Origin of the sequence: Yoonia vestfoldensis, from assembly GCF_002158905.1 — a bacterium.
GTDB classification, from domain to species: Bacteria; Pseudomonadota; Alphaproteobacteria; order Rhodobacterales; family Rhodobacteraceae; genus Yoonia; species Yoonia vestfoldensis_B.
Map to the genome: position 1 here is coordinate 3,728,649 of NZ_CP021431.1, position 23,903 is coordinate 3,752,551.

Below are 23,903 nucleotides of genomic sequence, written 5' to 3' on the forward strand. Positions count from 1 at the left end.
GTCAGCCTTCCAGCGGTTCCAGCAGGTTTTCCAATTGCATGCGCAGATGTTCATGCTGGCTGGGCAGTTTCAGCGCCTGACCCAGATGGGCGGTATCCTCGTCACGGGCAAAGCCGGGTTCATTGGTCGCCACCTCGAACAGCACCCCGCCGGGCGTGCGGAAATAGATCGCGTAGAAATAATCGCGGTCGATGACCGGCGTGACCTGATAGCCGGTGTCAAGCAGCGCCTCACGCACCTCGAGCTGGCGCGCGCGGTTATCCACGGCAAAGGCGATGTGATGGACCGATCCGGCCCCTGCCGCCGCGCGCGGCGCAGAGGGCGTCACCTCGATGTCGATGGCATTGGCGTCATTGCCGCCGGGCACGATAAAGCGGGTGACGTTGTTTTCGCTGTCCAGCTTTTCATAGCCCATGAAGCGCAGCAATTCCGCGCTGGCATCGCCGTCGCGCAGGCGCATGTCGGTGGAATGAAACCCGCGGATCGCGATATCCTCGGCCACGCCATTGCCGGTCCAGGGGGTGCGGGTGTCATCACGTTCCACCAGCGCGAATTGGTCGCCATCGGGGCCGTTGAACAACACGCGCTTTTCGCCAAAGCGGCTGTCCTGCGCCAGACCGTCGGTGTCAAACGTGGCCAGCCGGTCCAGCCAGGCCTGCGATGTGCCGGGCGGGATGGCAAAGGATGTGCGCCCGACTTCACCCGCGCCCGCGCGTCCGCGCCCGGCATTGGGAAAGGGGAAATAGGTCATGACGGTGCCCGCGCTGCCGGTCTCGTCGCCGTAATAGAGGTGATAGACATCGGGCGCGTCGAAATTGACCGTCTGCTTGACGCGGCGCAGGCCCAGCACATTGGTAAAGAATGCATTGTTTTCGCGCGCGCCACTGGCCAGCGACGTGACGTGGTGCAGCCCTTTGATTTGCTTGATCATGGTTCGTCTCCTTATCCGTTGGCGGATAAATAGACCAAAGCGCCACGCACTAAATAGCTGCGGGCGCACCGGATTGGTGCGCCCATGCACATGGCTTATTCTGCGGCCCAGCCCGAGATCGCCTTGACCTCGAGAAATTCCTCAATGCCCCAGACGCCGCCTTCGCGGGCGCGGCCGGACATCTTCATCCCGCCAAAGGGCGCGCCGGCCCCGCGTGACTTGCCGTTCATCTCGATCATGCCGGCCTTGAGCGCGCGGGCCATCCGGTTGCGGCGCGCGCCATCCTGCGACTGGACATAATTGGTCAGGCCGTAGGGGGTGTCATTGGCAATCTGAATCGCCTCTTGCTCGGTATCAAAGGGGATGATCGACAGGACCGGGCCAAAGATTTCCTCGCGCGCGATGCGCATCTGGTTGGTCACATCGGCAAAGACGGTGGGGCGGACGTAATAGCCACGGTTCATGCCTTCGGGCAGGCCGGGGCCGCCCGCGACCAGCCGCGCACCTTCGTCGATGCCGACCTGAATCATCGTCTGGATCTGGTCCCATTGACGGCGGTTGACGACGGGGCCGATATGGCGGCCGGGTTCAGACGCAGGGCCGACGCTGATGCTCTTGGCGATTTCGGCGGCGGCTTCGACGGTCTGGTCATAGATCGACCGTTCCACCAGCATCCGCGTTGGCGCGTTGCAGGATTGGCCCGAATTGTTCATGCAATGCAACACGCCGCGTTTGACGGCCTTTTCATCGGCATCGGCAAAGATCACATTGGCGCCCTTGCCGCCCAGTTCCAGCGTCACCCGCTTGAGCGTTTCCGCCGCAGCAAGCGAGATCGCCTTGCCCGCGCGGGTCGATCCGGTGAAGCTGATCATCGCCACATCCTCATGCCGGGACAATTGGCTGCCCACACCCATGCCGTCGCCGTTCACAAGGTTGAACACACCCGCAGGCACGCCCGCATCATGCACGAATTCCGCGAACAACAGCGACGACAGCGGCGATTCCTCGGAGGGTTTCAGCACGATGGTGCAGCCAGCCAGCAGCGCCGGGATCACCTTGAGCGTGACCTGGTTCATCGGCCAGTTCCACGGGGTGATCAGCCCGACAACGCCGATAGGTTCCAGCGCGATCCGGTCATTGGGCGCATGCGGACCCAGCGGTTTGATCCATTCGATCTGGTCAAACGCGGTCAGGAAATTTTCCAGATGCCACGGCAGGCAGGGGGCCTGATCGGCGCGGGACATGTCGATGGGCGCGCCCATTTCAAGGCTGATCGCCTGGGCCATTTCCTCGGCGCGGGCCTCATATTGGGCCAGAATGCCCCGGACGTAATCCGCGCGTTTGGCGGGGTCGGTTGCGGACCATGCGGGCAATGCGGCGCTGGCGGCGGCGACGGCGGCATTGGTATCGGCATGATCGCCCAGCGAAATCACAGCGCAGACATCTTCGGTCGAGGGGTCGATGACATCATGGTCATGCGGCTTGGCCGGGGCGACCCATGCGCCATTGATATAGAAATTGCGTTTCTCGATCATGGTTTCTCTCCTGCACTTTGGCAAAGGTGTGGCATCTGGCCCGTTCCGGCGCAAGCGGCTGTGGCACAAGCGCCTGTCCGTCCCTATGTAGGGATGGTAAATATGAAATGAAGGAGCATCCCAATGGGCCTGCGCATCAACGACACCATCCCCGACCTGACAGTGGACACCGATCAGGGCCAGATCACGCTGCATGATTGGATCGGCGACAGCTGGGCGATCCTGTTTTCGCATCCCAAGGATTTCACGCCAGTCTGCACGACCGAATTCGGTGCCGTGGCACAGCTGGCCGATGAATGGGCCAAGCGCGGCACCAAGGTCATGGGCATCAGCGTCGATGGCGTCGAGGATCACAAGAAATGGAAGGCCGATATCGAAACCTTTGGTGGTGCCAAGGCCGGTTTTCCGATCATCGCGGATGAGGATCTGGTGGTGGCCAAGGCTTTTGACATGCTGCCCGCCGACGCCTATCTGCCCGAAGGCCGCACGCCCGCCGATAGCGCCACAGTGCGCGCGGTGTTCATCATCGGCCCTGACAAGAAACTGAAATTGTCGATGACCTATCCGATGAATGTCGGGCGCAATTTCGCCGAGGTTTTGCGCGCCCTTGACGGTTTGCAGACCGCCAATGGCCGCGGCGTGGCGACGCCTGCCAATTGGACCGTCGGCGATGATGTGATCATCCCCGCCACCGTCAGCAATGACGATGCAACGGCCAAGTTCGGCGCATTCACCACGATCCTGCCCTATCTGCGCACGACCAAGCTGTAACCGATCCAAGACCCCGGCGCTGTGTCGGGGTCTTGCCCCTGCTTTGCCGGGTTAATGGGTATAGACCACGGCGATGCCCGCAAAGGGAAAGACCGGCACATCCGCCAGATCCACGTTGGTGTCGGACAAGGCGGTCTGCACGGTTGGATCGGTATTGCCCGAGGATGCCTGCAACGACGACACGATCACGCCGATATCGCCCGATAAGGCCCATCCAGACCCAAACCCGGTCCGGAACCCCGTGGTCAATAGGGGCGCGACATCCTTTTCGAAGGCCAGCTTGCCATCATAGGTGACGGCCCCTTGGGTAAAGCTGCCGGTGACATCGGTGTTGGAAAAGAACAGGCCGCCCGACATGCGCCAGCCATTCGCCAGCGGATAATAATCGGCAAGGACAGCGCCGCCCGCCAGATCGGCGGTGCCGGTGACGGCCGTATCCTCATAATCGAATGTATCATCGATGCTGAACCCGCCCATGATCATGCCGCGCAGGCCAAGGGTCGGGCGAAGCTGATAGCCGCCTTCCAGCGAATAGCCGAAACTGGTGACGCCCAGACCCGCCGAAACCGCCCCCCTGTCCTGTGCGGCGGCGGGCATTGCCATGGCGCAAAGAGCCAAGGCGGTCAGGTTGCGAAAGGCCATCGGTGATTCCCCCTGGGTTGTGCGATTTGGCCCCGCCAAGATGGCGGCAAACCCCTAAGGAATCCTTATCAGCAGATGCGCGCCGCGCCGCGCCGCTGCGGTTTGTCCGGCTGGTGCCAAAAAGACAACACCCGACCAATTGGCCGGGTGTTGTGATCGCATCGTCAAAGGAACGTTGACGCGTTATTCTTCGGCGGCTTCTTCTTTGGCCAGTTCCTGACCGGTGGCCTGATCGACCATCTTCATCGCCAGACGGACCTTGCCACGATCATCAAAGCCCAGCAGCTTGACCCAGACTTCCTGACCTTCTTTCAGCACATCCGACGGATGGTTCAAGCGCTTGTTCTCGATCTGGGACACATGGACCAGACCGTCGCGCTTGCCAAAGAAGTTCACGAAAGCGCCGAAATCAACCAGTTTGACCACGGTGCCTTTGTAGACCTTGCCTTCTTCGGGTTCGGCCACGATCGAATAGATCATGTCATGGGCGCGCTTGATCGCCTCGGCATCGTTAGAAGCCAGCTTGATCACGCCGTCATCGTTGATATCGACCTTGGCGCCCGATGTTTCCACGATCTCGCGGATGACCTTGCCGCCGGAGCCGATGACTTCACGGATCTTGTCGACAGGGATCTGCATGGTTTCGATCTTGGGGGCGTGGACGCTGAATTCCTGCGCGCCGGTCAGGGCTTTGCCCATCTCGTTCAGGATATGCAGACGGCCGGCCTTGGCCTGTTCCAGTGCTTTCTTCATGATCTCGGGCGTGATGCCTGCGATCTTGATATCCATCTGGAGCGAGGTGATCCCGCTTTCGGTGCCCGCGACCTTGAAATCCATATCGCCAAGGTGGTCTTCGTCACCCAAGATATCGGACAGCACGGCATAGGATCCGTCATCTTCCATCACCAGACCCATGGCCACACCGGCGACAGGGGCTTTCAGCGGCACGCCAGCATCCATCATGGACAGCGACCCACCGCAGACCGACGCCATCGAGGAAGACCCGTTGGATTCGGTGATCTCGGACACGACGCGGATCGTATAGGGGAAATCCGTTGGCGCAGGCAGAACTGCCTGCAAGGCACGCCATGCCAGCTTACCATGACCGATCTCACGACGACCGGGGCCAGAGACGCGGCCAACCTCGCCCACCGAATAGGGGGGGAAGTTGTAATGCAGCATGAAGTTGGATTTATACATGCCGGTCAGCGCGTCGATCATCTGTTCGTCATCGCCGGTGCCCAGCGTGGTCACGACCAGACCCTGAGTTTCGCCGCGGGTGAACAGGGCCGACCCATGGGTGCGTGGCAGGATGCCGGTTTCCGAGACGATCGGGCGGATCTGGTCCAGCGCGCGGCCATCAATGCGGCGGCTGTTCTTGACCACATCACCGCGCAGCACGGCGGATTCGAGCTTTTTCAGCGCGGGGCCAAGGTTGCTGTCGGCCTGCTGGTCTTCGGTCAGGGCGGCGATGATATCGGCCTTGGCGGCGGATACCGCAGAGGTGCGTTCCTGCTTGTCGGTGATCGCATAGGCGGCGCGCATCTTGTCTTCGCCCGCAGCTTTTACAGCGGCGTAAAGATCCGAGTAATCCTCGGGCTGGAAATCGAAGGGTTCCTTGGCGCAATCTTCGGCCAGATCGATGATCAGGTCGATGACCGGCTGGATCTGCGCATGCGCGAAAGTCACGGCGCCCAGCATTTCCTCTTCGGTCAGCTCATAGGCTTCGGATTCGACCATCATCACGGCGTCTTTGGTGCCGGCGACAACCAGATCAAGCCGCTGTTCGGGCTTCATGCGCAGGTTGTGCATGTCGTCGATTTCGGGGTTCAGAATGTATTCGCCATCCACGAAACCCACGCGGCAGGCAGCGATTGGCCCCATGAAAGGCGCGCCAGAGATCGTCAGCGCAGCCGAGGCCGCGATCATCGCGATCATGTCGGGGTCGTTGACGCCGTCAAAGCTCAGCACGGTACACATCACCAGCACTTCGTTCTTGAAGCCGGGGACGAACAGCGGGCGGATCGGGCGGTCGATCAGGCGGGATGTCAGCGTCTCTTTTTCGGTGGGACGCGCTTCGCGCTTGAAAAAGCCACCGGGCACTTTGCCGGCGGCATAATATTTCTCTTGGTAATGCACGGTCAGCGGAAAGAAGTCCTGCCCGGGCTTTTGTGCCTTTGCAAAGGTCACGTTGGCCATCACGCTGGTTTCGCCCAGCGTCGCAATGACCGAGCCGTCAGCCTGACGGGCAACCTTGCCGGTTTCGAGTGTGAGCGTCTCTTCGCCCCACTGCATCGATTTTTTCACTTCGTTAAACATCATCATGTCCTAGTCGGGCCGCAGCCCATTTTGCGTAGGGGGCGTATTCCCCCTCATCCCTGTATCTTCTTTGTATCGGCGCTGGGATGCGGGCGCCGTGCTTCTCAAAGATAGGGGGGCCTTAGCGGATATTGGCCTGTTTGGAAAGAGGCCCTGGGGTCAGCGGGGGCTGTGGCGCAGCGGGGCGGGTTTCACTTTGCCATGCGCAATAAAAAACGCCCACCGGATGGCGGGCGTTTCTGCGGTCATGGGCGGTGGCGCGGATTACCGGCGCAGGCCCAGACGTTCGATCAGGCTTTTATAGCGGGCTTCGTCCTTGGATTTGGTGTAATCCAGAAGCTTGCGGCGCAAAGCGACCATTTTCAGCAGGCCACGGCGGCCGTGGTTGTCTTTCTTATGGGTCTTGAAATGTTCCGTCAGCGTCGCGATGCGGCTGGACAGGATCGCAACTTGCACTTCGGGCGAACCGGTGTCGCCTTCTTTGGTTGCGAATTCTTTCATGATCCGTGCTTTGTCTTCGGCAGTAATCGACATCGGGGTCTCCTTGTCTAAAGGGTGAATGGCGCAGGCCGGGATGTCGTCCAGCAAGGCCCGTGGAGGCGCCGCCCGGACAGAATCCGCGCGGATGGCTGCGCATAAGGGGATTTGGCGCGAAAGAAAAGGGTTTTATACTTGCAGAAATGTGACCGTCGTCAAATCAGCCGTGGCGAAATTCGTCAATTTGGCAATCACGGCGCCATCGGCCAGCAATAATGTGCCATCCTCGGCCGGTGCGGTGGTCAGCACGGGCGGCGCGCCAGTATGTTCGATCTCGATGATATCTTCGGCCGGGTCATAATCCATCAGCGAGACCTGCATGCCCGGACGCAGGTTGAATATATCGCTGCCGGTTCCGCCGGACAGCACATCACCCGGCCCGCCAGACAGGTAATCATCGCCCGCGCCGCCGTTCAGATAGTCGCGGTCCAGATCATCGCGGTCGATCAGCCGGTCATTGCCTGCGCCCCCGAACAACGTATCGGCCCCCGATCCGCCGACCAGCAGATCATCGCCGCGCCCGCCCATCAACACATCATCGCCCGGCCCGCCATAAAGCTGGTCATCGCCGTCGCCCCCGCTCAGCTGGTCATTGCCTGCGCCGCCATGCAGCAGATCATCACCGATATGGCCATAGATCTCGTCATTCCCGTCGCCGCCATAAAGGATATCATCGCCACGGCCGCCATGCAGCACGTCATCGCCTGCGCCGCCCTGCAGGATGTCGTCGCCGTCACCGCCGTGCAGATAATCATCGGCGGTGCTGCCAAGGATCAGGTCGTCGCCCTCTGCGGCAAAGACCACCACGGCTTCATCGCTGGCCTCCAACATCTCGTCGATCGGAATGACCCGGCTGCCGATGATATCAGGCTGGTCGTCAGAGGCGGGCGTTGGATCGTCCTCGGTGGTATCGTCACCGCCGACCAGCAGCGCCGTCAAGGCGATCCCGATTAATCCCATGATCACAACCATTGATCCACCTGCCATCCACCTGCCATCCGCCGGGTCTGATCCGGCTACCGGGCCTGTCTATCACAAAGTGTTTTGCCTTTGTTCCAGATTTCCAAGCGGTGGTTAATCCGCCCCGAAGAAGGGCAGGAAGCTGTCGATCACGGCTTGCGGGTTTTCCTCCATCGCGAAATGGCCCGATTGGCAGGCGGTATCGGTCATCTGGCCCACCCATGGCCGCCAGAGCGCGGCCGGATCGCCCGTCTGCGCCGGAAACCCGCCCTTGGCCCAAAGAAAATGCAGCGGCGCGGCGATCTTGCGTCCGGCGGCCTTGTCCGCCTCGTCCAATGCGCGGTCAAAGGTGGCGCCCGCGCGGTAATCGGCGCACATCGCATGCAGATGCGCGGGGTCGGCGGCCTGCGCGCGGTAGCTGGCCAGCGCCGCATCGCTGAACACGGCCAGCGATTTGTCCATGGTCCAGCTGGTCAGCGTCCAGTCGATATAGCCTGCCGGATCGGCCCCGATCATCCGTTCGGGCAAGGGGGCAGGCTGCGCCAGATAGGTCCAGTGATAGGCTTTCAGCGCCAGATCGGCAGACCAATTGGCCCAGAAATCGCCCGTCGGCACGATCTCGATGATGCCCAGCCGGATGATCCGGTCGGGATGGTCCAGCGCAAAGCGATAGGCGACCCGCCCGCCGCGGTCATGGCCCAGCAGATGGGCGCGGTCGATCCCTAAAGCATCCATCAAGGCGGCGATGTCAGACGCCATCGTGCGTTTGGCATAGGTGCTGTGGTCCGCATCATCGGCGGGGGCGTCGCTGTCGCCATAGCCGCGCAGGTCGGGGATGATCACGTCGAAATGCTGCGCAAGGGCGGGGGCGACCTTTTCCCAGCAATGGTGGTTCTGCGGATAGCCGTGCAGCAGGATCAGCGGTGTCCCCTGGCCCGCGCGATGCACCGACAGGGTGACAGCGCCGCAGCGGATGAAGGATTGGGTGAAACCTGGGATCATGGGATGCTCCATCGCCTTGGGTGCTGGTCATAGGCCACGTAGAGCGGGTGGCGGGGGTGGCCGTCCTTGGTCAGACCCAGTATATGCAGCGGCTTGGCGGTTTGTCGCAATAATTCCGCCACCTGGCTGCCGCGCCCCAGATGCGCGCCATGCGTGCCCCAGGCGGCGATGATCTGATCCGCCCAATCGGCCGCCGCCAGCAAGCTGGCATCATTGGCGGGGCCAATAGGGTCGGCCGCGCGGCGCAGGGCGCGTGGATCTTTGTCGCGCCAGGCAAAGATATTGGTCACGCGAAACGCCCCGAACCCCAAGGCGCGGGCCCGGCGTTCGCAGCGTTCGACGGTGGGATCGTTGTGCTGTTCCGTCGCCTTGGACGGGTTCAGCATCACAAAGGCAAGCCGCGGGGCATTGTCGTCCCAGATCCGGGTCAATTCATAGCGGTAGCATTCGCAATCCGAGTAGGTCGCTGAGGAGGCGGCATGATCGGTGATATGCTGGTGGTGGATCATGCGGGCGTCAGGTCACATCACCCTATGCCACGAACACGCGCGTCGGGTGCAATTCGCCGCCCCGATAGCTGCCGATGGCGATGGCCTTGCCGTCATGGCTGGCCCAGACTTCCTCGCCATAATCAACTCCGCTGGCGATGACCGGCGCGGGATTGCCGTTGCGCAGCCGTGCGACGCTTTCCGCAGGGCAGCGGACCTGGGGCAGATCGGCCAGCCCGACCTCGGGCGGCAACAGCCGCGCGTCCAGTTCCGGCGTGCGCGCGATGGCATCCAGCTGGTCCAGCGTGATCCCGTCGGTCGCCTGAAACGGCCCCGACCAGATCCGGCGCAAGGACCGCACATGCGCCTTGCAGCCCAGCACTTCACCCAGATCGCGGGCGATGGACCGCACATAGCCACCCTTGCCACAGGTCATTTCCAGCACCGCATGATTGGCATCGGGACGATCGGCCAGCAGCAATTCCTCGACCCATAAGGGGCGCGCCGCCAGTTCCATCGTCTCGCCTTCGCGGGCCTTGGCATAGGCGCGTTCGCCGTCGACCTTGACGGCGGAAAACTGCGGCGGGACTTGCATGATATCGCCGATGAACCCCGCCAGCGCGGCCTTGATCGCGGCGTCATCAGGGCGCAGGTCGCTGGTGGCGATCACCTCGCCCTCGGCATCGTCGGTATTGGTGGCCTGTCCCAGCCGGATCGTGAATTCATAGGCCTTCAGCGCATCGGTGATATAGGGGACGGTCTTTGTCGCCTCGCCCAAGGCCACGGCCAGCACGCCGGTTGCCTCTGGGTCCAGGGTGCCGGCATGGCCTGCCTTGTTGGCATCGAAGGCCCAGCGCACGCGGTTGACCACCGTGGTCGAGGTGATGCCCGCCGGTTTATCCACCACCAGCCAGCCTGAAATATCGCGTCCCTTGCGTCTGCGCGCCATGATCTTGCCCTTTGTCAGATGGCGGCTTGCTATGCGCGCGCACCCCGCTGGTCAAGGCGCGGCGGTTCGCGCTATGTCGGGGCAACGCCACAACCGGACCGCTGCCATGCAACCTGCACCTTCCCCGCATCCTTTGCTGATCATCGGCTGGCAGGAACGGATCAGCCTGCCAGCGCTTGGGCTGTCCGATTTCGCGGTCAAGGTGGATACCGGCGCCAAAACCACCGCGCTGCATGCCGAAGAGATAGAGACCTTTTACAAGCAGGGCGAAAAATGGGTCCGGTTCCGCTGTCCCGACATCCCCGGCAGCTCCGCGCGCATCTGTGAATTTGCTGTCTTCACAAAACGCGATATCACCAATACGAGCGGCCAGCCAGAGACGCGGATCGTCATCCGCACCCCGATGATTCTGGCCGGACGCAAGTGGAAGATCGACATATCCCTGACCGACAGGGGCAGCATGCAATTTCCGCTGATCCTCGGGCGGCGGGCCTTGCGTCATAAAAACATCGCCGTTCACGCCCGACATACCTATCTGGTCAGCCCCCTGCCGCAACCTGAAAGCGCCGCCAAATGAAAATCGCCATGCTCGCCCGCAACGCCGAGCTTTATACCCACCGCCGCCTCAAGGAATCCGCCGAGGCACGGGGGCACCAGCTCGACATCATCAATACATTGCGCTGCTATATGAACATCGCCTCGCGCCGGCCCGAGGTCTATTACAACGGCGAAAAGCTGGTGGGCTATGATGCGGTCATCCCGCGGATTGGGGCATCGGTCACGTTCTACGGCATGGCCGTGCTGCGCCAGTTCGAGATGCAGGGTGTGTTTCCCCTGAACGAAAGCGTGGGCATCGGGCGGTCGCGTGACAAGCTGCGGTCGATGCAGCTGCTGGCGCGCGACGGGATCGGGCTGCCGGTCACGACCTTTGCCCATGATCCGCGCCAGACCGACGAGGTGCTGAAACTCGCCGGTGGCGCGCCCGTGGTGATCAAGCTGCTGGAAGGCACCCAGGGCATCGGCGTCGTGCTGGCCGATACCGACCGATCCGCGAAATCCGTGGTCGAGGCGTTCCGCGGCGCGGGTGTGAACATCCTGTTGCAGGAATTCATCAAGGAAGCGGGCGGCACCGATATCCGCGCCATCGTGGTTGGTGGCAAGGTCGTGGCCGCGATGAAACGCACCGGCGCCGAAGGCGAATTCCGGTCCAACCTGCACCGTGGCGGGTCGGCGCAGGTGATCAAGCTGTCGCCCGAGGAACGGTCAACCGCGATTCGGTCGGCCAAGGCGATGGGGCTGAATGTCTGCGGTGTGGATATGCTGCGGTCAAACCACGGGCCGGTGGTGATGGAGGTGAATTCCTCGCCGGGGCTGGAAGGCGTGGAAAAGGCGACAGGGCTGGATATCGCCACCAAGATCATCGAATATATCGAAAAGAACGCCAAACCCAACGCGACCAAGACCAAAGGCAAGGGATGACCAAACGCGCGGCCTTTCAGATCGCAGGCGACCAGATCGCGGTAGGCACGCGCAAGACGGTCAATATTCCGGTCAGCACCCTGTCGGATTACACGCCGGTGACCCTGTCCGCGCATGTGATCCACGGGCGCAAGGACGGGCCGACCGTCTTTGTCAGCGCGGGCATCCATGGCGACGAGGTGATCGGGGTCGAGATCGTGCGCCGTCTTTTGCGGACTGGCACGCTGAAAAACGTGGCAGGCACGCTGATCGTGGTGCCGATCGTCAACACCTTCGGGTTTCTGAACCATTCGCGTTACCTGCCTGACCGGCGCGACCTGAACCGCTGCTTTCCGGGCTCGCCCCATGGATCACTGGGGTCGCGGCTGGCGCATATCTTCATGACGGAAATCGTGGAGCGCTGCAGCCTTGGCATTGACCTGCATTCCGCCGCGATCCATCGCACGAACCTGCCGCAGGTGCGGGTGTCGGGCAACAATTCTGAAACGCTGCGGCTTGCCCGCGTCTTCGGCGCGCCGGTGATCCTGACCAGCGCTTTGCGCGATGGCAGCCTGCGGCTGGAGGCGAAACGCAAAGGCGTCAATATCCTGCTTTACGAAGCGGGCGAGGGGATGCGCTTTGACGAAATGTCGGTGCGTGCTGGGCTGGCGGGTATCTTGCGGGTGCTCAAGGATGTGGGGGTGCTGCCCAAGGCGGGGATCGCCGCGCCCAAGGCGCAGCCTTTGCTCTGTTCTGACAGCCACTGGGTCCGCGCGCCTGCGGGTGGGCTGTTGCGCATGTTCAATGCCGAAGGCGATGTGGTGGCGGTGGGCGATCTGGTGGCCGCGATTTCCGACCCGTTTGGCGGCGGCGAGGTCGAGCTGCGCACGCCTTATGGCGGTATCATCGTCGGTCGCGCGGTCATGCCCATCGTGCATGAAGGCGACGCGCTGCTGCATATTGCGGCCGTGAAATCCGCCGGTCAGGCCGAGGCCGCGCTGGGTGATCTGACTGCGCAGCTGGAAGACGCGCCGCTGTTCGACGAGGATGAAATCATCTGATCCGCCACCAAGATTTTTCTGCCGAAAAATCTGTCGCGCCCCCACGAAATTCCTTCCGAAATTTCGCGGTCTGCGGTGCTTTGACTTCTTTTTTCCAAAAATACTCCGGGGTGAACCCCGGACCTGTCCGGGGGAGGGGCAGCGCCCCTGGCTAGGGTTCGGTGGTGTGCAGCACGTCCAGAAAGGCATCGCCGAACCTTTCGGCGTGGCGGTCGCCGATCAGCCGCGTCAGGCTGTTGATATCGGCACCCCGCAATTGCGCGACCTTTGCCAGCATGGATGCCGAACAGGTCATCGGCTTGTCGGCACCATGCGGGCCACGGATCAGCGCGCTTTGCGCGGCCAGCAGGCGGTCATAGATCCGGCCTTCGTCACGGCCGGCCAGTTTGCGGCGGCTGGGGTGCAGGTTTTCCGCCTCGCCCGCGATCACCTCGAGGAAGGCGCGCCCGTAGCTTTCCAGCTTTTTCGCGCCGACCCCGCCGATCTGGGCCATATCGTCCAGCGTTGCGGGGCGTTTCTCGGCCATCTCGATCAGGGTCTTGTCGTTAAAGATGATATAGGCTGGCACGCCCGCCTGTTCGGCCAGAAACCGGCGTTTGGCCTTCAGCGCGGATAAAAGCGGCGCATCGTCTTCATTGACCAGGGTATGCACTTTCGGCCCGGCACCTTTGGCGGCAGTGATCGTGTCGCGGCGCAGCATGATCTGCGCCTCGCCGCGCAGGATCGGGCGGGCATGGTCGGTCATGCGCAAGGCCCCATGCCGGTCGCGGTCGGGGCGCAGCAGGTCGTGGCCCATCATCTGCCGGAAAATCGCCTGCCACTGGCGGCGGTCGTAATCGCGCCCCACGCCATAGGTGGGCAGGCTGTCATGGCCGCGCGCCTTGATCTTGTCGGTGGGCTGGCCCAGCAGGATGTCGATCAGATGGCCTGCGCCGAAATATTCCTCGGTCCGCAGCGCCGCTGACAGGGCCATGCGCACGGGGGTCGTGGCGTCGAACACCTCGGCGGGTTTGTCGCAAAGATCACAATGGCCGCAGGGATCGCTCGTTTCCCCGAAATAGGACAGAAGCGTCTGGCGGCGGCAATGCAGCGCCTCGGCCAGACCCAGCAGCGCGTTCAGGCGGCCATGATCGGCGGTGCGCCTGTCGGCGGGGGCCAGCCCTTCGTCGATCTGCTGGCGGCGATAGCGGATGTCGTCGGGACCAAAGAGCGTCAGCGTTTCCGCGGGCGCGCCGTCACGGCCCGCGCGGCCGATTTCCTGATAATAGGCCTCGATCGATTTGGGCAGATCGGCATGGGCGACCCAGCGGATATCGGGTTTGTCGATGCCCATGCCAAAGGCGACGGTGGCACAGACGATCAAGCCGTCTTCCTGCTGGAACCGGCGTTCGACGATGCGGCGGTCCTCGGCCTCCATCCCGCCGTGGTAATGACAGGCCAGATGCCCGGCCTCGCGCAAAGCCTGGGCCAAGGTTTCGGTCTTGGCGCGGGTGCCTGTATAGACGATGCCCGACTGACCCTTGCGCGCGGCGGCAAAGGTCAGGATCTGCGCGCGCGGGCTGTCTTTGGCGGCAAAGGCAAGGTGGATATTGGGCCGGTCGAACCCGTGCAGGAATGTCGCAGGCTGCTGGCCTGCAAACAATTTCTGGACAATCTCGGCCTGTGTTTCGGCATCCGCCGTGGCGGTAAAGGCCGCCAGCGGCACATCCAGTGCTTCGCGCAAGTCGCCGATACGCAGGTAATCGGGGCGGAAATCATGGCCCCACTGGCTGACGCAATGCGCCTCGTCCACGGCGATCAGACTGACACCGGCGCGCTGCAGCATCTGCACGGTGCCACCGGCGGACAAACGTTCGGGCGCCATGTACAAAAGTTTCAGCGTGCCGGATTCCAGTGCGGACCACACCGCCTCGGTTTCTTCCTCGGTATTGCCCGATGTCAGCGCACCTGCGACAACGCCCGCCTGCTGCAACCCGCGCACCTGATCACGCATCAGGGCGATCAGCGGGGAAATCACCACTGTCACGCCGGACCGCATCAGCGCGGGCAGCTGGAAGCAGAGCGATTTGCCGCCCCCCGTGGGCATGATCGCCAGCGTATTGCGCCCGGCGGCGACAGCCTCGACGATGTCCTGCTGGCCGGGCCGGAAGGCGTCAAAGCCAAAGACATCGCGCAAAAGCGTGGCAGCGGACATGAAGGGGGACCTGTCTTTGGATTTTCTTGATTGCTGGCGACAATCCCATAACCGGAATCGGTGAACAACCCATAGAGGCCCGAAAATGCAAAAGGCCGCCTCTGCGGACAGAGACGGCCAAGCGCGACAGGGAGATGTCGGGCAGGGGTTTACCGGTCGATCCGGTAGGTTTCGGTTGCGACGACTTCGCCGCCGACCTTCAGCACGGCGATCACATCACGGCGTGCGGGGACACCTGTGTTCACGCGGACATCGGTGTTTGCACCGGCGCGCACGGCCTGGGTTCCCAAAAGCGCACCCTGTTTGCCGGCGGCACGGTCGTAAATCTCGACGATACCGTCAGCTTCGGCGCGCACGATCCCCAGTTCGACAGTGCTGGTGGCGGCTTGTGCGCGGGGCAGTTCGAAGTAGCTGTTTGCCGATGCGACAGATGCTGTTGCTGCAAGTGTGACCGCGGCGATGGCGAATGCTTTGATGGACATGATACTCTTTCCTTTTTCATTTCTCTGGCGGCGGGATGCCGCATCTTGTTGAAACAGTGCATAATCTTGCGCTGCTGTGAAACAGAGATTGGCACGGCCCCGGCCGAGAAAAAGAGGCGGCATGATCACGAAATCGGGGATAAAAGTGATCGGTTTTCGTGCTTGAAAAAACGAAATTGCTTATATTGATGTGTTTATGTGCGATGGCGCACTTAGTTCCCAGCGGCTCTGTGCGTTCCGGCCCAGATCGGGGCGCCGTCGGTCTGGCTGTTGTTCACGCATTTTGTCGGGGTGCAGGATCGTGATCTGCGATTATTTCCGCCCCGTCACGCGGGCGTTACCAAATCCACCGATATTGCGCGTTTGGTGCCGATGACCGCGTTGTCAACGACGGTCGCACCGCTTACTCCTATGCGGGAAGGAGCATCCAAATGGGCGAAATCATCCTGGTCCGGCATGGGCAGGCCAATTCCAGCGCGCGTGACGAAGATGGCTATGACCGCCTGTCTGATCTGGGCCATCAGCAGGCCGCCTGGCTGGGCGATTACATGCGCGACCGCGAAGGTGCTTTTGACAAGGTGATCAGCGGCAGCCTGCGCCGGCATCGCGAAACGGCGGCGGGGCTGGGATATCGCGATGCGATCATCGACCCGCGGCTGAACGAGATGGATTACTTTAACCTTGGCCGCGCCTTGCAGGATGTGCATGGCGTGCCGTTTCCCGGCCCTGACGACTTTGCCGCCCATGTGCCGCAGGTCATGCAGGCCTGGTACCGGGCCGAGATCATGGGCGTCGAAACCTTCGCGTCCTTCGAATCCCGCGTCACCGGCGTGTTGCAAGAGGCCGCACAACCCGGTGTGCGCGTGCTATGCGTGACATCGGGCGGGGTGATCGGGATGATCATTCGCCATTTGCTGGACCTTGATCCAACGCGGATGGCGCATATCCTGCTGCCGATCCTGAATTCCTCGGTCCATCGGATCCATGTTATCCCGCAGGGGCCGATCCTGGCCAGTTTCAACGCCGTGCCGCATCTGGATACGGCGGACCGCATGCATGCGCTGACCCATTTCTGAAAGGCTGCCTAGATGTCCATTCACCTATGGCTGCGCGCCGAAAGCCGCCCGCATGAAGAACGCAGCGGCCTGACCCCGCCAGGGGCCGCGCAGCTGATCGCCGCCGGTTTTCGCGTCACGGTCGAGGACAGCCGCCAGCGGATTATCCCCATCGCCGATTATGCCGCCGCAGGCTGTGATATCGCGCCCGAATTCAGCTGGCCGGATGCGCCTGCCGATGCGGTGATCTTTGGGCTCAAGGAATTGCCCGATGACGGCACGCCGCTGCGGCATCGTCACATCATGTTTGGCCATGCCTATAAAGGGCAACCGGCGGGACAGGTCCTGCTGGACAGGTTCCGCGCGGGCGGGGGCAGGCTGCTTGATCTGGAATATCTGGTGGATGATCACGGGCGGCGAGTTGCGGCCTTTGGCTATTGGGCGGGCTATGCGGGGGCGGCGGTGGCGCTGCTGTGCTGGATGGCGCAGCAAGGCGGGCAGGTGGCAGGACCGGTGCGCGCCTATCCGTCGGCGGGGCATCTGCTGGGCGATTTGCAGGCAGGTCTGGTGGCGCTTGGCACCGCGCGGCCCAATGCGCTGATCATCGGGGCGCTGGGGCGTGTGGGCGCGGGGGCGGCTGATCTTTGCGGCGCGATGGGCGTGCCGGTCACAAAATGGGACATGGCCGAAACCGCGCATGGCGGCCCCTTTCCCGAAGTGCTGGCGCATGACATCTTTCTGAATTGCATCCTTGCGCGCCCCGGCACGCCGGTCTTTGTGCCCGCCAGCGCCAAGCTTGCCACGCGCCGCCTGTCGGTGATCGGCGATATCGCCTGCGATCCCGATAGCGATTTTTCCCCGATCAAGGTCTATGACCGCACGACGACTTGGGATGCGCCTGCCCTGCGCGTGCATGACGCGCCCGTGCTGGACGTGACCGCCATCGACAACCTGCCCAGCATGCTGCCGACCGAAAGCAGCGAAGATTTCGCCGCCCAATTGCTGCCGCAGCTGATGACGCTGGACCGGATGGACACAGGCGTTTGGGCAGGCGCGCAGGGATGGTTTGACCGCGCGATGGATCAGCCGGGGCGGTAAAGGTCGTCCTCGACCGCGCTGCTGTCGATGCCCAAAGCCTCTAGCCCGCTTTCCAGATGGTCCGCCAGATGCGGCGATCCTTTCAGGTAACGCGCGGTCGGTGTCGTGGCCTCGGCCATGGCGGTGCGCAGGGCTTCTGCCAGATCCTCAGGCTCGAATGTGCCGCGCCCGATCCAGAACAGGGCGACAAGGCCGGCCTGCTCATCCTCGTTCAGACGGTCAACGAAACCGTCGAATTCATTTTCCGCGCGGTCAAGTTCACGCGCAAGGATGATGACCTCGGCCACCTTATCTGCTGAAATGGGTAACATCTGGCACCCTCCGTTGATCGCAGCATGCGCGATCATAGCACGCGGCACCTTGATCTGGCGCAACAGAATCACGGGCTATTTCGCGCCGAACAGCCGGTAGTAAAGCCAATCTGGCAGGAACTGTGATCCGCGAAACACCCAGGAAAACAGTAAGGGAAAGCTTTTCTTGAATGTATCGGTGTTCATATGTTCGAACACCTCTTTCGCGGCATCCTGCGGCGACATAATGAACGGCATGTGGAAATCGTTCTTTTCGGTCAGCCGCGTCTTGATGAAACCGGGGTTGATCAGCTGCACATGCACGCCGGTGTTGCGCAGATCGGCCTGCATCGATTCCGCCAGCGCCATCATGCCTGCCTTGGACGAACAATAGCCGATGGCACCGGGCAGGCCGCGAAACCCCGACAGCGAGCCGACCAGCACGATATGGCCCGCATCGCGCGCGACCATATCCTTGATCACCGATCCAACAACGCGCGAGGCGCCAAGGAAATTGACCTCGCCCATCATATCGGCTTTTTCATTGTCCCAGTCTTGCGCTTTCATCGGCCAATAGACACCGGCCAGATACACGACCCCGTCGATCTGCCCGACCTCGGCGGCGGCACCTTCGACAGAGGCGCGGTCCGTGACATCGACAGTCACATAAGATGCCTTGCCCGGCAAATCCTCGACCAGATCTTTCAGGCGATCCTCGGTCCGGGCAGAGACGACCACCTCGGCCCCGGCACGGCTGAGGCTAAAGGCGACCTCGCGCCCCAATCCTTCGCTTGCGCCGACAATCCAATAGCGTTTTGCTTGCCATTCGGTCACGTCATTCCCCCGCATAGGCCTGATCGCGTGGTCGCATCGTGGCGACAAGCTCGGCAACCTTGATCCCGAATTTACGGAATTGGCTGCGATTCATGATCGACCCGTTTGATGTCAGATACATCCAGTCTGTAACATCAAGCGCGTGACCGCCAGCCTCCTCGGCCAATTTTATGCGGTAGTTCAGCACAACGGCAGAACCTTGCTGCTTTCCGCTGCCCGCGCCGATGACATCGGGGGCCTCGGCCTTGATCGTGCCGTCATTCGACAGGGTCAGGGTCCAGCAGCGATCCTGCATCAACCCGCTGTCATAGCGGAATTTTTCGACCATCGTGCCGACATTGCCGTTCCAGCTTGCGTGGAAATCGGCGACGAACCGGGACGAGACCTTGCCGGTGGGGCCAAAGATGACGCCTTCACAGACGATGGGGCCATTGAACCTTTCGCGGATGTCGAACATCGGGCCATCGGGGTAATCCGCCGGTTTCTGCGCCAGAAACGATGCAAAGCGGGTCTTGGCATAAACCGCCCCCGCCATCAGGGCCGCGCCCAAAACGCTGTAAATCACAAACGACATCGTTCATTCCTCAAGCTGCGTGGCGACCAGCAAGCCGATGGCCAACAATTTCAATAGCGACGGCACTGCGGCATAAAGCACCGTCAGCGTCGTCAAGGCCGTGTCCGGCAAATCGGTTGCACCGGCGGTGAAACCGGATCTTTCCAGCACCGGCAGCAAGATGACTGCCGCAAAGGCCAGCGTGAACTTGTTCACCAGCGACCAAAGGCCAAACCCCTGCCCACCGGTCGGCGATATGACCGACATGCGTTTGGCGAACATTGCGGGCATCAAGGTCAGGTCTGCCCCGATCGTTGCTCCACTTAATACGCAGATGATCGCGAACGGGATCACATCGCCGGTGGATAAAGTCAGCGTATAGCCGAATGACGCGATGGCGAGCGTCATCGCCGCCAGCAGCACCCGCTTTTCCCCGAACCTGCGGGCAAGTGCCGACCAGAGCGGCGAGGACAGCGCCGCTGCCAGAAAGAACAGCACCAAAAGCGCGCCTTCCCAGCCCGGCGCGCCCAGCCTGCTTTCGACGTAGAACAGGAACAGCGTGGATGACACCGCCAGCGGCGTGGCATTGACCAGCGCAAGCACCAGCAGCCGCCGCGCCACGGGATCGGCCAGGATGTCGCGGATCTGGGACGGTTCCTGTGCGGCGCGGCCTTTCCATTCGGGCCACATGAAATAGGCCGCAATCAGCGTGACAACGGCAAAGCCAAAGGCGAACACGGCAAAGGGGTCGGCCACCACACCGGTCAGCAATGTGGGGATCATGGCGGCAATGCAGACCCCCAGCAAGGCCCCGCTTTCGCGCCAGGCGGCCAGCCGGACATGGCCGCCCTCGGCCGTGCCTGCCTTGCTGATCCCTTGGGCGTAGAAATTGATGGTCAGGAAACTGAAGGCGGTAAACAGCCCCGTGATCGTCAGGCCGAACCACCAGATCGGCGCAATTGGCGGGGCCAGCGCGAACAGCCCGATCATCGACAGCGCCAGCACAAGGGCCGTCAGCGTGATCGCCAGTTTCTTGACCCGCCTCAGCCGTTCGCTGATCCAGCCCAATACCGGGTCTTGCACCACGTCGAACAGGCGCAGGCCGAACAAGACGGCCCCCAATGCTGTCAGGCTGACGCCATAGGTATCGGCATAATATTTGGGCGCGTAGATATAGATCGGCAATCCGGCACCCGACAGCACAGCGGCATACAGGCTATAGGCCGGCAGCCGTTGGGTCAGGGCTTTCACCGGCTGACCTCGTCGCGCGGTGGGGCGGGTTGCGACCGGAATGTGGCGCCCTTCCACCAGAGCTTGACCGCTTGCCAATGGATCAGCGCCAGCACACGGCGCGATCCAAAGGGGCGGCGCAGCGCCGCGCGGATGATGCTGCCATTGCTGATCGGGCGGCGCGCGCCCGTCAGCGTGGCGATCAAGCCACCATTGCCGCGGCTATAGTCGATCCAGATACCGACGCTGTCCGGTTGGATGTCAAAGCGGAACACATAGCCGCCCTCGACCGGCTGAAACGGCGAGACATGCATCACCTTTTGCGCGGCCAATGTGTCCGCCTTGGTGATCGCGCGCCCGTCCTCGTGGCGGCACAGATAGGAATGACGGTCGCCAAAGGTATTGCTGACCTCTGCAATGATCGTGGTCAGGGCGTCACCTTGATAGCACAGCCAGAACGACACCGGATTGAACACATGGCCCAGCATGCGCGGTTGCGCCAGCAACATGATCCGGTCGGGTTGCGCAATGGCATGGGCAGTCAGCACATCGCGCACCCATGCCGCGCCGCGCCCCTGTTTGGGTGGCCCGCCATGGTCGGCATCCTGCAGCGACATCAGATTGCCGCCGTTGCGCGTGAATAGCGCCGGTGCGTCGGGCGCGGTTTCCGCATCCAGCAGCACATAATCGATGGAATAGCGGAACGCGTTCTTGGTGGCCCCGCGCCGCCCGTGATAGGTTTCCCCCGCGATATGATCGATGCGCGCGGTCACTCTGCCGCCATCGCCATGCGGTCGGGCGCGGTCAGCCTGCCGACCACGTCCAGCGCGCTGGACAACCCGTCCTCGTGAAAGCCGTTTTTCATCCATGCGCCGCAGAACCATGTGCGATTGGTGCCATTCATCGCGGCGGCGGTTTTCTGGGCGGCCAAGGCGGCCAGATCATAGACCGGATGATGCAAAGTCACCTCGTCCCAGATCAGATCCTCGCGGATCGGGCGGCGGCTGTTCAGCGTGACCATCAGCGTATCGGCCTGCAACCAAGGCTGCAGCGAATTCATCCAATAGGTCAGGTCGATTTCGCCGCCCTGCTGATAATTGGCCTCTGTGTAGATCCATGACGACCAGACCTGTTTGCGCTTGGGCATGATGGATATGTCCGAATGCAGCACGATCTTGTTGGGCTGATAGCGCACCGCGCCCAAAGTGTCGCGCTCGACGGGCGAGGCATCCGACAGCATGGCAAGGCTCTGGTCGGAATGGCTGGCGAAAACGACCTCGTCAAAGCGTTCCCAATCGCCGCCCTTGGCCTTGACCTCGACCCCCATCGGGTTGCGGCGGACCGCCTCGACCGGCGCGCCCAGCCGCAGATCGACATCGCGCCGCGCCATATCGGCGGCCAGACGGCTGACATAGGCCTGCGAGCCACCGTCAACCGTGTACCATTGATGCTGCCCCGTCGCGCCCAGCAGCGCGTGATTGTCGAAAAAGGTCATCATCGCATGGGCGGGGAAATCGAGGATCTTTTCCTTGGGTGTGGACCAGATCGCGCCGGAAAACGGCAACAGGTAATGGTCGCGAAAGTAATCCGACAGGCGCAGCTTTTGCAGCAACCCGCCGATGGTCAGCGCCGGGTCCTGACTGGCGGCCAGCCCGTGTTTGTTGAAATGCAGGATGTCACGGACCATGCGCAGGAACCGCGGGTTGGCGGCATTCTTGCGCTGGGCGAAAAGCGCATCCAGACTGGCCAGCCCATATTCCAACCGGCCGCCGCCGAAAGACGCACCAAAGCTCATTTTGCTTTTGACGACCGGCACGGCGAGTTCATCGAACAGTGCCGTCAGATGCGGATAATTGGCATAGTTGAACACGATGAAACCGGTATCGACCTGCTGGTCGCCGTGCTGGCCTGCCATCCGGGTGCGGGCATGGCCGCCCAGCCGGTTTTCAGCCTCGAACAGCACCACCCGGTGATCCTTGGCCAAAGCATGCGCCGCACCCATCCCCGAAATGCCTGCACCGATCACCGCAATCTTCAAGGGCGCGGCTGTCCCCGTTTCTACCAACATAATCTCTCCGTCGCCCCGGTCGTTTCTTGTCTGGTTGCTACGTAGCGCGGTTTGGGACGGATCACGCAAAATACTTTGTCATCCGCTGATCCAAGCGCCGGATCGCGGCGTAATAAACACATGTTGAACGAGATGCATGCCCCTGCGAAAGCTGATGCAGTCACCGTGATGCCCGTCTATAAACGGACAGGCAAGACGGGCATTCGCACCACGGGGGCAAAACGGGTGATGGCAGAGGCAACGACCAAACGCATGGCATGGGTGACACAGGTCGCCGCCGTGCGCGACGCCAAGGACAAGGCGGCTTTTGCCGAATTGTTCGCCTATTTCGCCCCCCGCGTGAAATCGTTCCTGATGAAATCGGGGGCCAGCCCGGATCTGGCCGAAGAATGCGCGCAAGAGGTGATGGTCACCCTGTGGAACAAGGCCCATCTGTTCGACCCCGCCAAGGCGAGCGTGTCGACATGGATCTTCACCATCGCCCGGAACCGGCGGATCGACCTGTTGCGCAAACAAAAACGGCCCGAGCCCGAGGATTTGCCCTGGGGACCAGAGGCAGAACCCGAACAGGCCGAGGCCATGGGTCTGCAACAGGAAACGGAACAATTGGGTCAGGCGCTCGCCGCCTTGCCTGCGGAACAAAGAAAGCTGATCGAACGCGCCTATTTCGGCGAGTTGAGCCATAGCGAGATTGCCGCCGAAACCGGCCTTCCGCTCGGGACGATCAAATCAAGGATACGGCTGGCGCTGGAACGCCTGCGCCACACAATGAAGTGACATGTAGATGACAAAGATCAAACACCACCTGACCGATGCCCTGTTGATGGGCTACGCCGCCGGCAGCTTGCCAGAGGCGTTCAATCTGGTGGTCGCCACCCATATTTCGATGTGCGACACCTGCCGCGCAGCCCTTGCCGAATTCGAGGCCGTGGGCGGCGAGGTGATGCTCGACGCTGATCCTGTCGATATGGCCGAGGATGCCCTGACCGCCGCGATGGCGCGGATCATGGCTGCGCCGCGCCGCGAACAGCCCAAGGCCGCGCCTGTGCGCGGCGTGTTTCCTGCCCCTTTGCGCGATTACGTCAGCGGCGATCTGGACCGCGTGAAATGGCGCAAGATCGGCGGCGGCGTCAGCCAGATGGTGCTGAAAACAGATGGCGGCGCCAGCGTGCGCCTGCTGCGTATCCCTGCCGGGACGGCCGTGCCGGATCACGGGCACCGTGGGACGGAATTGACGCTGGTGCTGCAGGGCGCTTTTGTCGATGAAACCGACCGTTTCGGCGCGGGCGATATCGAGGTCGCCAACGAGGATCTGAACCACACGCCGGTGGCAGAACAGGGCGTGGATTGCATCTGTCTGGCGGCGACGGATGCGCCTTTGCGGTTCAAGGGCTTGCTGCCGCGCATTGCACAGCGGTTCATCGGGATTTGACGAGGTGGCGGGGT

The 23,903-nt window shown here is 62.2% G+C and carries 25 protein-coding genes; 8 read left to right on the top strand and 17 right to left on the bottom strand.

Translation table 11 applies throughout. The features are described 5' to 3' along the window. Nucleotide 1: 1 nt before the first annotated feature. Nucleotides 2-931, bottom strand: coding sequence for a VOC family protein (locus LOKVESSMR4R_RS18725; protein WP_087211995.1), 930 nt, complete (start codon nucleotides 929-931; stop codon nucleotides 2-4). Nucleotides 932-1,026: 95 nt separating this feature from the next. Continuing rightward, nucleotides 1,027-2,466: an aldehyde dehydrogenase family protein gene (locus LOKVESSMR4R_RS18730; protein WP_087211998.1), complete on the bottom strand. Its 1,440-nt coding sequence runs from the start codon at nucleotides 2,464-2,466 to the stop codon at nucleotides 1,027-1,029. Nucleotides 2,467-2,589: 123 nt separating this feature from the next. Between LOKVESSMR4R_RS18730 and LOKVESSMR4R_RS18735 the strand changes: the two genes are divergently transcribed. Next, on the top strand, nucleotides 2,590-3,237 hold the full coding sequence (locus LOKVESSMR4R_RS18735; RefSeq protein ID WP_087212001.1) for a peroxiredoxin: 648 nt from the start codon (nucleotides 2,590-2,592) through the stop codon (nucleotides 3,235-3,237). Between the two features lie 51 nt (nucleotides 3,238-3,288). Here LOKVESSMR4R_RS18735 and LOKVESSMR4R_RS18740 read toward each other — a convergent pair whose 3' ends face one another. The 7 genes from LOKVESSMR4R_RS18740 to truB form a co-directional block, all read right to left on the bottom strand. Next, nucleotides 3,289-3,879: a hypothetical protein gene (locus tag LOKVESSMR4R_RS18740; protein WP_087212003.1), complete on the bottom strand. Its 591-nt coding sequence runs from the start codon at nucleotides 3,877-3,879 to the stop codon at nucleotides 3,289-3,291. A gap of 183 nt (nucleotides 3,880-4,062) precedes the next feature. Further along, on the bottom strand, nucleotides 4,063-6,198 hold the full coding sequence (pnp, locus tag LOKVESSMR4R_RS18745; protein WP_087213609.1) for a polyribonucleotide nucleotidyltransferase: 2,136 nt from the start codon (nucleotides 6,196-6,198) through the stop codon (nucleotides 4,063-4,065). Nucleotides 6,199-6,462: 264 nt separating this feature from the next. Further along, nucleotides 6,463-6,732, bottom strand: a complete 270-nt coding sequence (gene rpsO, locus LOKVESSMR4R_RS18750; RefSeq protein WP_087213612.1) for a 30S ribosomal protein S15 — start codon at nucleotides 6,730-6,732, stop codon at nucleotides 6,463-6,465. Nucleotides 6,733-6,864: 132 nt separating this feature from the next. Next, nucleotides 6,865-7,707, bottom strand: a complete 843-nt coding sequence (locus LOKVESSMR4R_RS18755; protein ID WP_237331853.1) for a calcium-binding protein — start codon at nucleotides 7,705-7,707, stop codon at nucleotides 6,865-6,867. 102 nt (nucleotides 7,708-7,809) lie between these two features. Next, the gene (locus LOKVESSMR4R_RS18760) at nucleotides 7,810-8,697 is read right to left on the bottom strand and encodes an alpha/beta fold hydrolase (protein WP_204248699.1); all 888 of its coding nucleotides are present in this window, start codon (nucleotides 8,695-8,697) and stop codon (nucleotides 7,810-7,812) included. Beyond that, complete coding sequence (locus LOKVESSMR4R_RS18765) at nucleotides 8,694-9,206, bottom strand: DUF1643 domain-containing protein (RefSeq protein WP_087212011.1); 513 nt, start codon at nucleotides 9,204-9,206, stop codon at nucleotides 8,694-8,696. Before LOKVESSMR4R_RS18765 ends, LOKVESSMR4R_RS18760 begins: the two co-directional genes overlap by 4 nt. A gap of 22 nt (nucleotides 9,207-9,228) precedes the next feature. After that, a complete protein-coding gene (truB, locus tag LOKVESSMR4R_RS18770; protein WP_087212014.1) occupies nucleotides 9,229-10,134 on the bottom strand; it encodes a tRNA pseudouridine(55) synthase TruB in 906 nt (301 codons plus the stop codon). A gap of 106 nt (nucleotides 10,135-10,240) precedes the next feature. Here truB and LOKVESSMR4R_RS18775 point away from each other — a divergent pair, with 106 nt between their 5' ends. The 3 genes from LOKVESSMR4R_RS18775 to LOKVESSMR4R_RS18785 are packed head-to-tail and all read left to right on the top strand — an operon-like array spanning nucleotide 10,241 to nucleotide 12,653. Beyond that, a complete protein-coding gene (locus LOKVESSMR4R_RS18775) occupies nucleotides 10,241-10,711 on the top strand; it encodes an ATP-dependent zinc protease (RefSeq protein WP_087213616.1) in 471 nt (156 codons plus the stop codon). Further along, complete coding sequence (gene rimK / locus LOKVESSMR4R_RS18780; RefSeq protein ID WP_087212016.1) at nucleotides 10,708-11,613, top strand: 30S ribosomal protein S6--L-glutamate ligase; 906 nt, start codon at nucleotides 10,708-10,710, stop codon at nucleotides 11,611-11,613. Before LOKVESSMR4R_RS18775 ends, rimK begins: the two co-directional genes overlap by 4 nt. Continuing rightward, nucleotides 11,610-12,653, top strand: a complete 1,044-nt coding sequence (locus LOKVESSMR4R_RS18785; RefSeq protein WP_087212018.1) for a succinylglutamate desuccinylase/aspartoacylase family protein — start codon at nucleotides 11,610-11,612, stop codon at nucleotides 12,651-12,653. Before rimK ends, LOKVESSMR4R_RS18785 begins: the two co-directional genes overlap by 4 nt. A gap of 151 nt (nucleotides 12,654-12,804) precedes the next feature. Here LOKVESSMR4R_RS18785 and recQ read toward each other — a convergent pair whose 3' ends face one another. Then, entirely contained in the window at nucleotides 12,805-14,847 is a 2,043-nt protein-coding gene (recQ, locus tag LOKVESSMR4R_RS18790) for a DNA helicase RecQ (protein ID WP_087212022.1), read from the bottom strand. Between the two features lie 149 nt (nucleotides 14,848-14,996). Further along, nucleotides 14,997-15,329 (bottom strand): hypothetical protein, encoded by a 333-nt coding sequence (locus LOKVESSMR4R_RS18795; RefSeq protein ID WP_087213618.1) that lies wholly within the window; start codon nucleotides 15,327-15,329, stop codon nucleotides 14,997-14,999. A gap of 431 nt (nucleotides 15,330-15,760) precedes the next feature. On the opposite strand from LOKVESSMR4R_RS18795, the gene LOKVESSMR4R_RS18800 reads away from it, so the two are divergent. Both LOKVESSMR4R_RS18800 and LOKVESSMR4R_RS18805 read left to right on the top strand, forming a co-directional pair. Further along, complete coding sequence (locus tag LOKVESSMR4R_RS18800; protein ID WP_087212025.1) at nucleotides 15,761-16,405, top strand: histidine phosphatase family protein; 645 nt, start codon at nucleotides 15,761-15,763, stop codon at nucleotides 16,403-16,405. Nucleotides 16,406-16,417: 12 nt separating this feature from the next. Next, on the top strand, nucleotides 16,418-17,482 hold the full coding sequence (locus LOKVESSMR4R_RS18805) for a saccharopine dehydrogenase (protein WP_087212028.1): 1,065 nt from the start codon (nucleotides 16,418-16,420) through the stop codon (nucleotides 17,480-17,482). Here the strand turns inward: LOKVESSMR4R_RS18805 and LOKVESSMR4R_RS18810 are convergent. The 6 genes from LOKVESSMR4R_RS18810 to LOKVESSMR4R_RS18835 all read right to left on the bottom strand — a co-directional run bounded on the left by LOKVESSMR4R_RS18810 (nucleotide 17,467) and on the right by LOKVESSMR4R_RS18835 (nucleotide 22,457). Then, nucleotides 17,467-17,793, bottom strand: a complete 327-nt coding sequence (locus LOKVESSMR4R_RS18810) for a DUF3775 domain-containing protein (RefSeq protein ID WP_204248700.1) — start codon at nucleotides 17,791-17,793, stop codon at nucleotides 17,467-17,469. The genes LOKVESSMR4R_RS18805 and LOKVESSMR4R_RS18810 overlap by 16 nt on opposite strands. Nucleotides 17,794-17,868: 75 nt before the next feature. After that, entirely contained in the window at nucleotides 17,869-18,606 is a 738-nt protein-coding gene (locus LOKVESSMR4R_RS18815) for an SDR family NAD(P)-dependent oxidoreductase (protein ID WP_087213624.1), read from the bottom strand. Between the two features lies 1 nt (nucleotide 18,607). Then, on the bottom strand, nucleotides 18,608-19,180 hold the full coding sequence (locus LOKVESSMR4R_RS18820; protein ID WP_087212032.1) for a DUF3833 family protein: 573 nt from the start codon (nucleotides 19,178-19,180) through the stop codon (nucleotides 18,608-18,610). Nucleotides 19,181-19,183: 3 nt separating this feature from the next. Beyond that, nucleotides 19,184-20,410, bottom strand: coding sequence for an MFS transporter (locus tag LOKVESSMR4R_RS18825; protein WP_087212035.1), 1,227 nt, complete (start codon nucleotides 20,408-20,410; stop codon nucleotides 19,184-19,186). Beyond that, entirely contained in the window at nucleotides 20,407-21,162 is a 756-nt protein-coding gene (locus LOKVESSMR4R_RS18830; protein ID WP_087212039.1) for a DUF1365 domain-containing protein, read from the bottom strand. Before LOKVESSMR4R_RS18830 ends, LOKVESSMR4R_RS18825 begins: the two co-directional genes overlap by 4 nt. Next, the gene (locus tag LOKVESSMR4R_RS18835) at nucleotides 21,159-22,457 is read right to left on the bottom strand and encodes an NAD(P)/FAD-dependent oxidoreductase (protein WP_087212042.1); all 1,299 of its coding nucleotides are present in this window, start codon (nucleotides 22,455-22,457) and stop codon (nucleotides 21,159-21,161) included. The genes LOKVESSMR4R_RS18830 and LOKVESSMR4R_RS18835 overlap by 4 nt, the downstream gene beginning before the upstream one ends. 120 nt (nucleotides 22,458-22,577) lie before the next feature. On the opposite strand from LOKVESSMR4R_RS18835, the gene LOKVESSMR4R_RS18840 reads away from it, so the two are divergent. Next, entirely contained in the window at nucleotides 22,578-23,234 is a 657-nt protein-coding gene (locus LOKVESSMR4R_RS18840; protein WP_087212045.1) for a sigma-70 family RNA polymerase sigma factor, read from the top strand. Nucleotides 23,235-23,241: 7 nt separating this feature from the next. After that, nucleotides 23,242-23,889: a ChrR family anti-sigma-E factor gene (locus tag LOKVESSMR4R_RS18845; protein WP_087212048.1), complete on the top strand. Its 648-nt coding sequence runs from the start codon at nucleotides 23,242-23,244 to the stop codon at nucleotides 23,887-23,889. The last annotated feature ends 14 nt before the right edge of the window (nucleotides 23,890-23,903 follow it).